At 70.1% G+C, this 13,700-nt stretch carries 14 protein-coding genes; 9 read left to right on the forward strand and 5 right to left on the reverse strand.

Annotated elements, in window-relative coordinates; all coding sequences use genetic code 11:
• Positions 1 to 18: 18 nt before the first annotated feature.
• The 4 genes from C8K38_RS09225 to C8K38_RS09240 form a co-directional block, all read right to left on the reverse strand.
• The gene (locus C8K38_RS09225) at positions 19 to 927 is read right to left on the reverse strand and encodes an amino acid ABC transporter permease (protein ID WP_097211214.1); all 909 of its coding nucleotides are present in this window, start codon (positions 925 to 927) and stop codon (positions 19 to 21) included.
• Positions 924 to 1,604, reverse strand: coding sequence for an amino acid ABC transporter permease (locus C8K38_RS09230; protein WP_097211215.1), 681 nt, complete (start codon positions 1,602 to 1,604; stop codon positions 924 to 926). The genes C8K38_RS09225 and C8K38_RS09230 overlap by 4 nt, the downstream gene beginning before the upstream one ends.
• Before the next feature lie 100 nt (positions 1,605 to 1,704).
• Positions 1,705 to 2,538 carry a glutamate ABC transporter substrate-binding protein gene (locus tag C8K38_RS09235; protein WP_097211216.1) on the reverse strand — a complete coding sequence of 278 codons (834 nt, stop codon included), beginning with the start codon at positions 2,536 to 2,538 and terminating at the stop codon, positions 1,705 to 1,707.
• A 73-nt stretch (positions 2,539 to 2,611) separates the two neighbouring features.
• Positions 2,612 to 3,340: an amino acid ABC transporter ATP-binding protein gene (locus C8K38_RS09240; RefSeq protein ID WP_097211334.1), complete on the reverse strand. Its 729-nt coding sequence runs from the start codon at positions 3,338 to 3,340 to the stop codon at positions 2,612 to 2,614.
• Positions 3,341 to 3,507: 167 nt separating this feature from the next.
• On the opposite strand from C8K38_RS09240, the gene C8K38_RS09245 reads away from it, so the two are divergent.
• From C8K38_RS09245 to C8K38_RS09260, 4 genes are all read left to right on the forward strand, one after another.
• Positions 3,508 to 3,939 (forward strand): group III truncated hemoglobin, encoded by a 432-nt coding sequence (locus C8K38_RS09245; RefSeq protein WP_097211217.1) that lies wholly within the window; start codon positions 3,508 to 3,510, stop codon positions 3,937 to 3,939.
• Positions 3,940 to 3,996: 57 nt separating this feature from the next.
• Positions 3,997 to 5,547: a tRNA (N6-isopentenyl adenosine(37)-C2)-methylthiotransferase MiaB gene (gene miaB, locus C8K38_RS09250; protein ID WP_097211218.1), complete on the forward strand. Its 1,551-nt coding sequence runs from the start codon at positions 3,997 to 3,999 to the stop codon at positions 5,545 to 5,547.
• Complete coding sequence (locus C8K38_RS09255) at positions 5,544 to 6,119, forward strand: Rv2732c family membrane protein (RefSeq protein WP_097211219.1); 576 nt, start codon at positions 5,544 to 5,546, stop codon at positions 6,117 to 6,119. Before miaB ends, C8K38_RS09255 begins: the two co-directional genes overlap by 4 nt.
• A gap of 97 nt (positions 6,120 to 6,216) precedes the next feature.
• The gene (locus C8K38_RS09260; RefSeq protein ID WP_097211220.1) at positions 6,217 to 7,158 is read left to right on the forward strand and encodes a tellurite resistance/C4-dicarboxylate transporter family protein; all 942 of its coding nucleotides are present in this window, start codon (positions 6,217 to 6,219) and stop codon (positions 7,156 to 7,158) included.
• Here the strand turns inward: C8K38_RS09260 and C8K38_RS09265 are convergent.
• A complete protein-coding gene (locus tag C8K38_RS09265) occupies positions 7,155 to 8,504 on the reverse strand; it encodes a DUF349 domain-containing protein (protein WP_097211221.1) in 1,350 nt (449 codons plus the stop codon). The genes C8K38_RS09260 and C8K38_RS09265 overlap by 4 nt on opposite strands.
• Positions 8,505 to 8,665: 161 nt before the next feature.
• Here C8K38_RS09265 and C8K38_RS09270 point away from each other — a divergent pair, with 161 nt between their 5' ends.
• From C8K38_RS09270 to hflX, 5 genes are all read left to right on the forward strand, one after another.
• Positions 8,666 to 9,379 carry a class III extradiol dioxygenase subunit B-like domain-containing protein gene (locus C8K38_RS09270; RefSeq protein ID WP_097211222.1) on the forward strand — a complete coding sequence of 238 codons (714 nt, stop codon included), beginning with the start codon at positions 8,666 to 8,668 and terminating at the stop codon, positions 9,377 to 9,379.
• Positions 9,376 to 10,293: a tRNA (adenosine(37)-N6)-dimethylallyltransferase MiaA gene (gene miaA, locus C8K38_RS09275; RefSeq protein WP_097211223.1), complete on the forward strand. Its 918-nt coding sequence runs from the start codon at positions 9,376 to 9,378 to the stop codon at positions 10,291 to 10,293. The genes C8K38_RS09270 and miaA overlap by 4 nt, the downstream gene beginning before the upstream one ends.
• Positions 10,290 to 11,135 carry a TrmH family RNA methyltransferase gene (locus tag C8K38_RS09280; RefSeq protein WP_097211224.1) on the forward strand — a complete coding sequence of 282 codons (846 nt, stop codon included), beginning with the start codon at positions 10,290 to 10,292 and terminating at the stop codon, positions 11,133 to 11,135. The genes miaA and C8K38_RS09280 overlap by 4 nt, the downstream gene beginning before the upstream one ends.
• Positions 11,136 to 11,269: 134 nt before the next feature.
• On the forward strand, positions 11,270 to 12,139 hold the full coding sequence (gene dapF, locus C8K38_RS09285; protein WP_097211335.1) for a diaminopimelate epimerase: 870 nt from the start codon (positions 11,270 to 11,272) through the stop codon (positions 12,137 to 12,139).
• A 45-nt stretch (positions 12,140 to 12,184) separates the two neighbouring features.
• Positions 12,185 to 13,684 carry a GTPase HflX gene (gene hflX, locus C8K38_RS09290; protein ID WP_097211225.1) on the forward strand — a complete coding sequence of 500 codons (1,500 nt, stop codon included), beginning with the start codon at positions 12,185 to 12,187 and terminating at the stop codon, positions 13,682 to 13,684.
• Positions 13,685 to 13,700 lie beyond the last annotated feature (16 nt).

A 13,700-nucleotide genomic window follows, 5' to 3' on the forward strand; every position in this document is an offset into this window, starting at 1 on the left:
GAGTCTCGGGTTCGCCGGCTAGCCGCGAACCTCGGGTTCGTTGCCGGTCAGGTCCATCCCCGGTACAGCGGTGACAGGGACGGCGGTCGGGACCACAGCGGCGCGGCCGCGCCTGCCGGTGCGCAACCGCTTCTCGACCCGGGTGGCGAGGAGGGTCAGCGCCGAGTTCAGCACGATCATGATCGCGGCCACCACCAGCAGGGCCGGTAGATAGTTGCCATAGAACGAGCCGAGCTGCTGCCCCGAGCGGACCACCTCGACGTAGCCGATGAGGTAACCGAGCGCGGAGTCCTTCAGCGCGACCACCATCTGGGAGATGAGTGCGGGCAGCATCGCGGTCACCGCCTGCGGCAACAGGATGGTCCGCATGATCATGCTCTTGCGCATGCCGAGCGCCTTCGCGGCCTCGGTCTGACCCTTCGGGAGCGACTTGATGCCCGCGCGGACGATCTCGGCGATGACCGAGCCGTTGTAGAGCGTCAGTCCGGTGACCACGGCCGCGAGCGCCAGATATTTCGCCTTGAAGACCTGGTAGTCGGCGAACAGCTGGTAGGCGAAGATCATCAGGATCAGCACCGGGATCGCGCGGAACAGCTCGACGAAGAAACCGGCCGCGCTCCGGATCACCCGATGATCGGACAGTCGGGCGATGCCGAGCACCGCGCCGAGGATCAGCGCCAGCACGATCGAGAGGGCAGCGGCGATCAGGGTGCCTCGGATTCCGGGGAGCAGGTACGTCGTCCACGAGGTGGATTCGGTGAAGGGGCTCCACTTCTCGGAAGTGAGCTGGCCCTTGGAGTCCAGCGCGCGGTAGACGAGGTATCCGATGACGCCAAGCGCCACCGCCACCGCCACCGACAGCAGTCGGTACAGATTGCGTGCCTTCGGGCCGGGCACGTCGTAGAGGAGGGTCGGTTCGGCTCTCATCGGGCGACCTCCAGCCGCTTGCCCAGATAGCCGAAGAGCAGTCCCATCGGCAGTGTCAGGATCACGAACCCGAGGGCGAAGATGCCGCCGACCACGAAGATCGCGGCCTCGTTCTCGATCATCGACTTCATCAGCAGCGACGCCTCGGCGACACCGATCACCGAGGCGATCGTCGAGTTCTTGGTCAGCGCGATCAGGACGCTGCCCAGGGGCGCGATCACGGACCGGAACGCCTGCGGCAGCACGATCAACCGGAGGTTCTGCGCGAAGGTGAGGCCGAGCGAGCGCCCGGCCTCGGCCTGTCCGACGTGCACGGTGTTGATCCCGGCGCGCAGCGACTCGCAGACGAACGCGGCGGTGTACACGCTCAGGCCCAGGATTGCGAGCCGAATGTTGTTGTCGACGAGGAAGGTCGGTGAGTTCTCCGGGGCCAGGCTGACGCCCATCGTCTGATACAGGCCGAACGAGCAGAAGATGATGATCAGCGTCAGCGGGGTGTTGCGGAAGATGGTCACGTAGGCGGTGCCGATCCACCGGGCCACCGGGATGGGGGAGACACGCATGGCGGCCAGAATCGTGCCGAGGACGAGCGCGCCAACCGCGGACAGAGCGGTCAGTTTGATCGTCATCCAGAATGCGGAGATCAGTTGATCCCAATACTCACTGAGTATGTCCACGCGGCCTCTCCCGAGTCGTGAAGATGATGCGGCTGCGCCGCAGTGGTGCGGTTACAGAGAGCAGGCCCTCCGTAACCGCACCACTGGCGCGTAGCGCCGGCTAGTAGCGGTCGACGGTGGGCGGAGCCGGGATCGGGTAGCCGGACGGGCCGACGTTCTTCTCCAGCGCCGCCTGCCAGGAGCCGTCCGCGATCATCGCCTCGATCGCGTCGTTGATCTTGTTGCGGGTCTCGGTGTCGCCCTTGGCGAGTCCGATGCCGTAGTTCTCCGTGGTGAACGGCTGCCCGACGACCTTGAGCTGGCCGGGGTACTGGGCGGCGTAGCCGGCCAGGATGACCGCGTCGGTCGTCACCGCGTCCACCGCGCCGTTGCGGAGCGCCTCGACACAGGCCGAGTAGGTGTCGAACTCCTGCAGCTGCACGTCCTTGGCGTAGTTGTCCTTGACCTTCTGTGCGGGCGTCGAACCGGTCACCGAGCACAGCTTCTTGCCGCCGTTGAGGGACTCGGGGCCGGTGATGTCGGTGTTGTCCGAGCGCACCAGCAGGGACTGGCCGGTGGTCAGGTACGGGCCTGCGAAGTCGACCTTCTCCTTGCGGGCATCGGTGATCGAGTACGTCGCGACGATGTAGTCGACCTCGCCGTTCTGGATCAGGGTCTCGCGCTGGGCGGAGGGGGACTCCTTGAAGGTGATCCCGCTGGCGGGCACTCCCAGCTTGTCGGCCACGTAGGTGGCGACGTCGACGTCGAAGCCGGTGAACGTGCCGTCCGGATTGCGCAGGCCGAGTCCGGGCTGGTCGAACTTGATGCCGACGGTCAGCTTGCCGCTCTCGGCGCTCTCCGAGGCGTTCTTCTGCTCGTCGCCTCCGCATGCGGTGGCGACGACGGCGATCGCGACCATGCCGACGCCGAGTCGTAGTGCGCGAGTGATCCTCATGGTGTTCCTCTCTGTGGTCAGAACGGTGGTGAAGGGTGGCGGGTGGGGCCCTGCCAGGAGGAGTGTCCCGAGCTCAGTGGCCCAGGATCTTGCCAAGGAAGTCCTTGGCGCGGTCGGTCTCCGGTGCGGTGAAGAAGGTCTCGGGATCGGTGTCCTCGACGATCAGGCCGTCGGCCATGAACAGGACGCGATTGCCCGCGCGGCGCGCGAACCCCATCTCGTGGGTGACCACGAGCATCGTCATGCCCTCCTTCGCCAGCGAGATCATCACCTCGAGGACCTCGCTGACCATCTCGGGATCCAGCGCGGAGGTCGGCTCGTCGAACAGCATCACCTTGGGGTTCATCGCGAGCGCCCGCGCGATCGCCACCCGCTGCTGCTGCCCGCCCGAGAGCTGGGCCGGATACTTGTCCGCCTGGTTGGCGATGCCGACCCGCTCGAGCAGTTCCGTCGCCCGCTGCTTGGCCTCGCTCTTGCTCTTCTTGCGCACCTTCATCGGCCCGAGCATCACGTTCTCGAGAATCGTCTTGTGCGCGAACAGGTTGAAGGACTGGAACACCATCCCGACGTCGGCCCGCAGCGCGGCGAGCGCCCGGCCCTCGGCGGGTAACTCCTTGCCGTCGATCGCGATCGTTCCGGAGTCGATCGGCTCGAGCCGGTTGATCGTTCGGCACAGCGTGGACTTTCCTGACCCCGACGGCCCGAGCACGATCACGACCTGACCGGTCGGGACCTCCAGGTCGATGTCGCGAAGCACGTGCAGGTCACCGAAGTGTTTCTGGACCGACTTCATCGAGATCATGGTGGGGGAGTCGGCCACCGAGGTGGCAGCCCCCGATTCACCCGCGTTCGTCATAGCCCAAGACCCTAGGGGGTCGGGACGGCGCACCGCGACCTTTGCGGGCCGCGCCGCGCCGTGGTCCCGGTAGGTTTGCCGGGCCGAACACGCCAGGAAGCAAAGGGGAGCGCATGACCGGGGACCTGACCTGCCGGGCCGACGTGGAGGCCCTGCTCCGACGGTTCTACGGCCGGGCCCTGGTCGACGACCTGCTCGCGGAGCCGTTCACGGAGGTGCGCGAACAGGGCCTCGAGTCCCACCTGCCGGTGATGTGCGACTTCTGGGAGACGGTGTTGTTCGGCGCCGGGACGTACCGGGGGAGCGCGTTCCGGGTGCACCAGCGGGTCCGGTCACAGCATCCGTTCGGGGCCGCCCACTTCGACCGCTGGCTCGAGCTCTGGCACCGCACCGTCGACGAGATGTTCGCGGGTCCGCACGCGGACCGGGCCAAGGTCCAGGGCGCCGGGATCGCGACCTCGATGAACCGGCGGTTGTCGGGGCTGCCGAGCGTCGCCGCGGAAGCACTGCGGCTCGGCGTACCGGGGTCGGCCCCGCCGGCCTGAGCCGCAGGCAAACGTGGGCGTGCGAGCGCCCCCTGACGGGGCCGTACCCTTGTTGACGTGGACACGATCGACCGAGAGACCCCCGCGGCGTACAGCGACTCCGACGACCAGGTGGCGCGTAGCTACGAGGTACGCACGTTCGGCTGCCAGATGAACGTGCACGACTCCGAGCGCCTGTCCGGTCTGCTCGAGGACGCCGGATACACCAAGGCGGAGCCGGGGGCCGAGCCCGACCTGCTGGTGTTCAACACCTGCGCCGTCCGCGAGAACGCCGACAACAAGCTGTACGGCACCCTCGGCATGCTCCGACCCACCAAGGCATCGCACCCGGGCATGCAGATCGCCGTCGGGGGCTGCCTGGCTCAGAAGGACCGCGAGACCGTGGTCAAGAAGGCGCCCTGGGTGGACGTGGTGTTCGGCACCCACAACATCGGCTCGCTGCCCACCCTGCTCGACCGGGCCAGGCACAACCAGAGGGCCGAGGTGGAGATCCTCGAGTCGCTCGAGGCCTTCCCCTCCACCCTGCCCGCCAAGCGGGAGTCCGCCTACGCGGGCTGGGTGTCCATCTCGGTCGGCTGCAACAACACCTGCACGTTCTGCATCGTGCCCGCGCTTCGCGGCAAGGAGGTGGACCGCCGTCCCGGCGACATCCTCGCCGAGGTGCAGGCCCTGGTCGACGAGGGTGTCCTCGAGGTCACCCTGCTCGGCCAGAACGTCAACTCCTACGGCGTCTCCTTCGCCGACCCCGAGGTCCCCCGGGATCGGGGCGCCTTCGCCGCCCTGCTCAGCGCCTGCGGGAACATCGAGGGTCTGGAGCGGGTCCGCTTCACCTCCCCGCACCCCGCCGAGTTCACCGACGACGTGATCGAGGCGATGGCCACCACCCCCAACGTGTGCCCCCAGCTGCACATGCCGCTGCAGTCCGGCTCCGACCGCGTGCTCAAGGCGATGCGCCGCTCCTACCGCATGACCAAGTTCCTCGGCATCATCGAGAAGGTCCGGGCGGCCATGCCGCACGCCGCGATCACCACCGACATCATCGTGGGCTTCCCCGGGGAGACCGAGGAGGACTTCCAGGAGACCCTCGACGTGGTCCGGAAGGCCCGCTTCACCAGCGCCTTCACCTTCCAGTACTCCAAGCGTCCCGGTACCCCCGCCGCCGAGATGGAGGGCCAGCTGTCGAAGGCGGTCGTCCAGGAACGGTACGAGCGGCTGATCGCGCTGCAGGAGCAGATCACCCTCGAGGAGAACCAGAAGCTGCTCGGCGCCGAGGTCGAGCTGCTCGTCGCCGCGGGCGAGGGCCGCAAGAACGAGGCGACCCAGCGGATGAGCGGGCGCGCCCGCGACGGCCGGCTGGTGCACTTCCGCCCGGAGGGCAGGCTCGACGGCGTCATCCGCCCCGGCGACGTGATCACCGCGACGATCACCGGCGCCGCCCCGCACCACCTGATCGCCGACGGCCCGGTGCTCAGCCACCGCCGCACCAGGGCGGGCGACTCGCACGAACGTGGCATCACCCCCAAGACGCCGCCCATCGGCGTGGGGCTGGGCCTACCGCAGATCGGCGCGCCCGCGCCGCTGCCCACCGCAACCGGATGTGGAGCATGAGCAAAGACGCGCACGAGGACCCCATCGAGCAGTACCGCAAGGACATCGACGCGGCCGAGCGGAAGGTCGCCGGGGAGATCGACCCCGGGATGCGCGCTGTCGTCGTCGCGGTGGCCGTGCTGGTGCTCCTGCTCTCGTTCATGCTGCCCCACGCCGGGTCCGCGAACGGGTGGGACGTGCTCGCGGGCGACGACACCGCCATCGCCGAGTCGATCGCGCTGCCGTCCCGCATATTCGTGTGGCTCGCCATGGTGTTCGGCGTCGGGGTGAGCGTGCTTGCTCTGGTCACCCGCCGCTGGGCGCTGGCCTGGATCGCGTCGGCCGGCTGCGCGGTGGCCTTCGTGTTCGGCATGCTGGCCATCTGGTCGCGGCAGACGCTGCCCCCGACCAGCACGGGCGGCGGGCCCGGCATCGGCCTGATCCTCGGCTGGATCGCGGTGCTGGTGCTGACCTTCCACTGGCTCAAGGTGGTCTGGAGCCGCACCTCGCTGCAGCTGGCCGCGGAGCAGGAACGCAGGCAGAAGACGGCCGAGGCAGAGCAGCGGACGATCTGGGGCGACCAGAAGGATTGACCGGCCCGACCGGATTCGTCCGGCGCGGCGCCGTGGCTGCCGTCATGCTGGGTCGGTGCGCAGTCACCATCACGATGTAGTCGCCGCGGACCGCGCCATGAGCGCCGTGCCGCCTGGGGCCGGTGCCGCCGCCATGGCGACCGGGATCGTGTCGGTCGCGCTGCACCTGGCCGACATCGAGTGGTTCTCCAGGATCTGGCTGGTCATCGGGGCCGGCATCTGGGCGGTGCTCGTCGGCGTCTTCCTCACGCGACTGGTCGGGGACCGGGCCCGCTGGGTGGCGGAGGCCGACACCCCGGCAGCCCTGACGGCGGTCGCGGCGACCACGGTCCTCGGCACCCGGGTCGCCCCGCTCGGCTGGGACGCGATCGCGGTGCTCGCGCTGTGCCTGGCCGCTCTCGTCTGGGCGGTGTTGATGCCCGCCGTGATCGGGCACTGGACCGGACCGACCGTCGGGGCGCACTTCCTGCTGTGCGTGGCGACGCAGGGACTGGTGGTCCTCGGCGCGACCCTCGCGGTGGCGCTCCCGGCGTCCTGGCTCACCCCGGTGGCGGCGGCGACCTTCGTCCTCGGACTGATCGCGTACCTCGTGGTGCTCTCGCGGTTCTCGTTCGCGCAGTTCAAGACCGGCGCGGGTGACCACTGGGTGTGCGCGGGTGGACTGGCCATCAGCGCGCTCGCGGCGGGCAAGCTCATCGTCGCGATGGACGCGGCCGGCTGGAATGGCTGGCCGCACACCGTGATCCGGGTCGCCGCGGCGGTGATCCTGGCCCTGGACCTCGCCGGGTACGTGGCGCTGGTGATCTGTGAGGTGCGGTGGCCACGCCTGGGATTCGACGTGCGGCGCTGGTCAACCGCGTTTCCGATGGGGATGACCGCCGCGGCCACGATCACGGTCGCCGACGCGATCGGAGCGCCCTGGCTCAGATCGATCGGGCTGGTGCTGATCTGGCCCGCGGCGGTGGTGTGCGTGATCCTGCTGGTGGCCTCGGCCGGGCACCTGGTGTCCGCGGGATCCGCGGACACCAGCGCCGGCTAGAGCCCGTTGACCGCGCCCTCGGCGGCCTCGGCCCACTCGCGCCACTGCTGTGCCTGGGCGAGGGCCTTCTCCGCGTCCTTGGTCTTGCCCGCGGCGGTCGCCTTCGCGGCCTGGTCCTCGAACTGCGCGACCCGCTCGCGGAACTGCGCGGCCCTGGCCATGGCCTCGGGATCGGTCCGGCGCCACTGGGAATCGACGGCGTCGCGGACCTTCTTCTCGATCGCGCGCAGCTTGCCCTCGAGATCGTGCATGCGCTCGCGCGGCACCTTCCCGATGGCGTCCCACTTGTCCTGCAGGTCCCGCAGCGCGGCGCGGGCGGCCTCGAGGTCCTTCTCGGGATTGATGTCGCCGAACTCGCGCAGCAACGCCTCCTTCGCGGTGGCGTTCTCGTCGAACTCGGCGTCGCGCTCGGACGCCGCGGCGTTGCGGGCTGCGAAGAACACGTCCTGGGCGCCCTTGAACCGCTTCCACAGGGCGTCGTCGGCGTCGCGCGGCGCCCGGCCCGCGGCCTTCCACTCGGTGAGCAGATCGCGGAAGGCGGCGGCCGTCGGGCCCCAATCGGTGGAGTCGGACAGCGCCTCGGCGCGGACCACGAGCTCCTCCTTGACGACCTTCGCGGAGGCACGGTCGCGGTCGAGTTCCGCGAAATGCGCGCCGCGACGCCGGTTGAACGCCTCCCTGGCCTTCGAGTACCGCTTCCAGAGCGCGTCGTCGATCTTGCGGTCCACGCCGCGGATCGTCTTCCACTCGTCGAGGATCTCGCGCAGCCGATCGCCCGCGGCCTTCCACTGGGTGGACTCGGCGCCGATCTGCTCGGCCTCAGCGGCGAGCTCCTCCTTGCGGTGGGTGTGCTCCTCCCGCTCGTGCTCGCGTTCGACCTTCGCGGCCGCCGCGGCCTGATCGGATTCGGCGACGATCACGTCCAGCCTGCGGGCGAGCGCATCGATGTCGCCGATCACCGAGGCCGTCGGCAGCGACTCCGCGAGCGCGACGGCGGCGGCCTTGGTCTTCTTCGCGTCGCCGGCGCCCGAGGCGAGCCGGGCCTCCAGCAATCCGACCTCGGTGGCAAGGTCGTCGTATCGGCGACCGAAGTGGGCAAGGCCCTCGGCCGCGTCACCGGCCTGCCAGGAACCGATCTGGCGCTCGCCGTCGGTGGTCTTGACCCAGGCGGTGCCGTCCTCGTCCACCCGGCCGAAGAGGCTCGGGTCGCTCGGCGGAGCCAGGGTGGGCGGGTGCGCCACGGCGGGGGCGGCGGCCGACGGCTTGATCGCGCCGGGCTTGGGGGCGCCGGGCTTGGGCGCTCCTGGCTTCGGGGCGCCTGGCTTGGGTGCGCTGCTGTCGGTCATGACTCCTCATCTCTGCCGCGCGTCACGGCTGCCGTTGCGTCGTAGGTCTCAGTGCCACTCGTACATGTGGGTTCCATTCAACCCGCTGCACGTGGCCAGGACTATTGAAACAGGTCAGACCCCGAAGTCGGGGATTCCGCCGTCGACTACCGTGGCCCAGTGTGTTCACCGCCGCGGCTCTCATCCCCTCGCCACCCCTGCTGATACCCGAGTTGGCGGGCGGCGCGGCGACCGAGACGGACGAGCTGCGACTGGCCTCGAAGCACGTGGCCGCGCGGCTCGGCGCGCTCGCGACCCGCTGGACCGCGATCGGCGTCGGACGCACCGAATGCGAGATCCCGGCGACCGCGGCGGGCACCTTCCGCGGCTACGGGGCGGACGTGCGCGTCGCGCTGTCGCCCGCCGCCGCGGGCCTGGACCCGGAGCTGCCGCTGGCCGCGTTGATGGCCGGCTGGCTGCGAGCCGCGGCGCCCGCCGAGACCGTCGTGGACGCGATCATCGTGGCCGAGGACACCTCGCCGGTGTACTGCGCCGAACTCGGCGCCCGGCTGCGTGATCGCCTCGAGGCCGACCCCCGACCCCACGGCGTGCTGGTGGTAGCCGACGGCGCCCGGACGCTCACGGCCAAGGCGCCGGGCTCGTTCGACGAGCGGGCGCCCGAGGCGCAGGCCGAGCTGGACCGGGCACTGGACTCCGGCGACGCCGAGTACCTGGCGGAACTCGATCCGGTGGTCTGCCTCGACATCGGGATCGAGGGGCGCGCGGCCTGGCAGGTGCTGGCCGGGCTGTTCAGGGGCGCTCCGAGCGAGTGCCGGACCTACTACCGGGGCGCGCCGTTCGGCGTCGGCTACCACGTGGGCATGTGGTTGCCGTGAGCGAGCGCACACCCGTACCGGTCGCGGTGGTCGGCCCGACCGCGACCGGGAAGTCGGACCTCGGACTCGACCTCGCGGAGCGGCTCGGCGGTGAGATCGTCAACATCGACGCGATGCAGCAGTACCGCGGCATGGACATCGGGACCGCCAAGCTGCCACCGGATCAGCGCCGCGGCATCCCGCACCACCAGCTCGACGTGCTCGACGTCACGGAGACGGCCACCGTCGCGAACTACCAGAGTTCGGCGAGGGCGGACGTGGAGGAGATCGCAGCCCGCGGTGCGGTGCCTATCATCGTCGGCGGCTCGATGATGTACGTGCAGTCCCTGCTCGACGACTGGTCGTTCCCCGCAACCGATCCCACCGTGCGGGCACGCTGGGAGGCCGTGCTGGCCGAGCGCGGGGTGGCGGGGGTGCACGCGGAACTCCTCAAGGCGGACCCCGAGGCCGCCGCGACGATCCTGCCGACCGACGGCAGGCGGATGGTCCGGGCCCTCGAGGTCGTCGAGCTCACCGGCAGGCCGTTCGCGGCCTCCGCACCGGCCATCGGCGAACCGCGTTGGGGGACGGTTATTCTCGGTGTGGATCGCGACACCGCGGAGCTCGACGAACGAATCGGGTTGCGCACCCGGTTGATGTTCGACGGCGGTCTCGTCGAGGAGGTTCTCGGCCTCATCGAGGTGGGACTGCGCGAGGGTGTGACGGCCCCGCGGGCCATCGGCTACGCCCAGGTGCTGGCCGCCCTCGACGGCGAGTACGACATGGACGAGGCCAGGGAGCGGACCCTGATCGGGACCAGGCGGTACGTCCGCAGGCAGCGTTCCTGGTTCCGGCGCGACCAGCGGGTGCACTGGCTCGACGGCGGTGACCGCGATGTGATCTCTAGAGCAATGACGATTGTGGGGAGCCAGTGAGCAAGAAGCCGGTGAGCAGACTCGCGGCCCGTGAGGCGCGGGTCACGGTGCGCAATGCGCGCTTTCAGCAGTGGGAGTCGTACCTGAACACCCGCGCCAAGCGGACGAAGTCGGCGCGGTTCCTGATTCAGGGCGTGCGACCGCTGACGCTCGCGATCGAGCACGACTGGCCGTTGGAGGCTCTGCTGTACCGGATCGACGGGCCACCGCTCTCGTCCTGGGCCCGCGGGGTGCTCGACGGTTGGCAGCACGAGAAGGTCGGCGTCAGTGGCGAACTCATGGCGGAGCTGGGGGAGAAGGACGCCTCACCCGAACTGATCGCGGTCGCGAAGCAGCGGCATCGCGGGCTGGGTTCGCTTGACCTCACCGGTGCGTCGCCCCTGCTCGTGGTGTTCGACCGGCCCTCCTCGCCCGGCAACCTTGGCACCCTCATCAGGTCGGCCAATGCCTTCGGCGCGGACGCGGTGATCGTCGCCGGGCACGCGGCCGATCCTTACGACCCGCAGTGCGTTCGCGCCTCGACGGGATCGTTGTTCGCCGTACCCGTGCTGACGGCCTCCGACGCCGACGAGGTGCTGGCCTACCGGGCGCGGGTCCGCGACGGCGGCACCGAGCTGCGGATCGTCGGCACCGACGAGGACGGCGACGTGCCGATCTTCGAGCACGACTTCACCGGGGGCACGATCCTGGTCATCGGCAACGAGACCCGCGGGATGAGCGCCTCCTGGCGCGCGGCCTGCGACGTCACCGTGAGCATCCCGATCGGCGGTGCGGCCAGCTCCCTCGGCGCGCCGAGCGCGGGCGCGGTCTGCCTCTACGAGATTGCGAGGCAGCGCGGATGAGCGACGAGTGGGATTCGGACTGGACGTCGCACCCGGACGGGTCGTCGGCGGCCCTCGCGGGCCGGCTCGCCGCGCGGATGGCGCTGTTCGCCGGGGTCGGCGAACCGTACCCGCCGCTCGGTAGCATGATCGGCATGGAATTCAGCAAGGGCCACGGCACCGAGAACGACTTCGTGGTGCTGCCAGACCTCGACGTGCGCCTTGACCTTCGCGCCGATCGGGTGGCCGCGCTGTGCGACAGGCGTCGAGGACTCGGCGCCGACGGCGTCCTGCGGGTCGCCAGGGCGGGCGCCCTGCGCGCGGCAGGCGTCCTCGACGCGCTGCCCGAGGGCGTCGGCGAGGACGACTGGTTCATGGACTACCGCAACGGCGACGGTTCGATCGCCGAGATGTGCGGCAACGGGGTCCGGGTGTTCGCGCACTACCTCCGGGCCACCGGCCTCGAGGGAGCCGCGGAATTCGTGGTCGGCAGCCGCGCGGGTGCCAGGCCCGTGGTCGTGCACCGCTGCGACGGATGGACGGCTGATGTGAGCGTCGGCATGGGCACGGTCACCGAGCTCGGGTCCTCCAGCGCCACCGTGGGCGGCCAGACGTTCACCGGGCTGGGCATCGACGTGGGCAATCCGCACCTGGCCTGCGTCGAGGAGTCGCTCACCGCCGACAAGCTCGCCGCGCTCGACCTGACCGCCGCGCCCGAGTTCGCGGCGGACTTCTTCCCACACGGGGTCAACATCGAGATCCTCACGCCGCTCGTCGACGGCGTCGTCGACATGCGCGTGTACGAGCGCGGGGTCGGCGAGACGCGGTCCTGCGGTACCGGCACCGTCGCGGCCGCCGCCGCTGCGCTGCGGGCCGACGGGCGCGAGGAGGGCGAGGTCCGGGTGCGGGTGCCGGGCGGGGAGGTCCTGGTCGCCGTGCGCGACGGCGCCGCCGAACTGCGGGGGCCGTCGGTTCTGGTCGGCTCCGGGCGCATCGACGACGACTGGTGGAACGCGCTCGCGTAAATGCGCGTGCACCAGGAGGGTCGGTCGTGGGACCATGGGTCTTGTATGACGAAAACACCGCGTATCACGAAGACACCGATCCTCGATCACATCGACGCCGAGCACGACGGCGCCGATGGCCACGACGCCACCGACCGCGACACCGACTGGGCGGGCCATGACCCCTCGGTCGGCGAGATGCAGTTGGACGAGCGCGCGGCGCTGCGCCGGGTCGCCGGACTGTCCACCGAGCTCACCGACGTCACCGAGGTCGAGTACCGACAACTCCGCCTCGAGCGGGTGGTGCTGGTCGGCGTCTGGACCCACGGCACGGCCGAGCAGGCCGAGGCGAGCATGGCCGAGCTGGCCGCGCTCGCCGAGACCGCGGGTTCGGAGGTGCTCGAGGGGCTGGTGCAGCGCCGCGACAAGCCCGATGCCGCCACCTACATCGGCTCCGGCAAGGCCAACGAACTGCGTGAGGTGGTGCTCGCCACCGGCGCCGACACCGTCATCGCCGACGGCGAGCTGACCCCCGCGCAGCTCAACGCGCTGGAGAAGGTCGTGAAGGTCAAGGTCATCGACCGGACCGCGCTGATCCTCGACATCTTCGCCCAGCACGCCACCTCCAGCGAGGGCAAGGCGCAGGTCGCGCTCGCGCAGATGCAGTACATGCTGCCGCGGCTGCGCGGCTGGGGTGAGTCGATGTCCCGGCAGGCGGGTGGCCGCGCGGGCAAGGACGGCGGCGTGGGAACGCGCGGACCGGGCGAGACCAAGATCGAGACCGACCGCCGCCGGATCCGCGAGCGGATGGCGAAGCTGCGCCGCGAGATCAAGGAGATGAAGGGCGCCCGCGACACCAAACGCACCCAGCGTCTGCGCAACGAGGTGCCCTCGGTCGCGATCATCGGATACACCAACGCCGGCAAGTCCAGCCTGCTCAACTCGCTCACCGGGGCGGGCGTGCTGGTGCAGAACGCACTGTTCGCCACCCTCGACCCGACCACCCGCAAGGCGGAGTTCGAGGACGGCCGCCAGTACGTGCTGACCGACACCGTCGGCTTCGTCCGGCACCTGCCGACCCAGCTGGTCGAGGCGTTCCGGTCGACGCTGGAGGAGGTCGCCGACGCCGACCTGCTGCTGCACGTCGTCGACGGCTCCGACCCGCTGCCGACCGATCAGATCAAGGCGGTGCGCGAGGTGGTCACCGAGGTGCTCCGCGAGACCGATTCGCCTGCGCCGCCCGAGCTGTTGGTGGTCAACAAGATCGACGCCGCGGATCCGGTGATGCTCACCCAGTTGCGGGGGCTGCTGCCCGGTGCGGTGTTCGTCTCCGCGCGGACCGGTGAGGGGATCGCCGAGCTGAGGGAGTGCCTCGCCGAGATCGTGAAGGCGCCGGAGGTGGAGGTCACCGTGCTGGTGCCGTACACCCGCGGCGACCTGGTGGCCCGCATCCACTCGGATGGGCGAATTCTCGGGTCTTCGCACGAGGCGGAAGGCACACTGGTGCGCGCGAAGGTGCCGGAGGCGCTGGCCTCCGCACTCCAGGAGTACCGACACAGCGCCTGACCGGACGGGAACGGAC

This window comes from Rhodococcus sp. OK611, from assembly GCF_003050885.1.
Classification (GTDB): domain Bacteria; phylum Actinomycetota; class Actinomycetes; order Mycobacteriales; family Mycobacteriaceae; genus Rhodococcus_G; species Rhodococcus_G oryzae.

Excerpts from the sequence above, each read along its gene's own strand:
- C8K38_RS09235 (WP_097211216.1), bottom strand. The coding sequence starts at position 2,538 with ATGAGGATCACTCGCGCACTACGACTCGGCGTCGGCATGGTCGCGATC.
- hflX (WP_097211225.1), top strand. The coding sequence starts at position 12,185 with ATGACGAAAACACCGCGTATCACGAAGACACCGATCCTCGATCACATC.
- C8K38_RS09255 (WP_097211219.1), top strand. The coding sequence starts at position 5,544 with ATGAGCAAAGACGCGCACGAGGACCCCATCGAGCAGTACCGCAAGGAC.
- C8K38_RS09260 (WP_097211220.1), top strand. The coding sequence starts at position 6,217 with ATGAGCGCCGTGCCGCCTGGGGCCGGTGCCGCCGCCATGGCGACCGGG.
- C8K38_RS09265 (WP_097211221.1), bottom strand. The coding sequence starts at position 8,504 with ATGACCGACAGCAGCGCACCCAAGCCAGGCGCCCCGAAGCCAGGAGCG.
- C8K38_RS09225 (WP_097211214.1), bottom strand. The coding sequence starts at position 927 with ATGAGAGCCGAACCGACCCTCCTCTACGACGTGCCCGGCCCGAAGGCA.
- C8K38_RS09240 (WP_097211334.1), bottom strand. The coding sequence starts at position 3,340 with ATGATCTCGATGAAGTCGGTCCAGAAACACTTCGGTGACCTGCACGTG.
- C8K38_RS09245 (WP_097211217.1), top strand. The coding sequence starts at position 3,508 with ATGACCGGGGACCTGACCTGCCGGGCCGACGTGGAGGCCCTGCTCCGA.
- dapF (WP_097211335.1), top strand. The coding sequence starts at position 11,270 with ATGGAATTCAGCAAGGGCCACGGCACCGAGAACGACTTCGTGGTGCTG.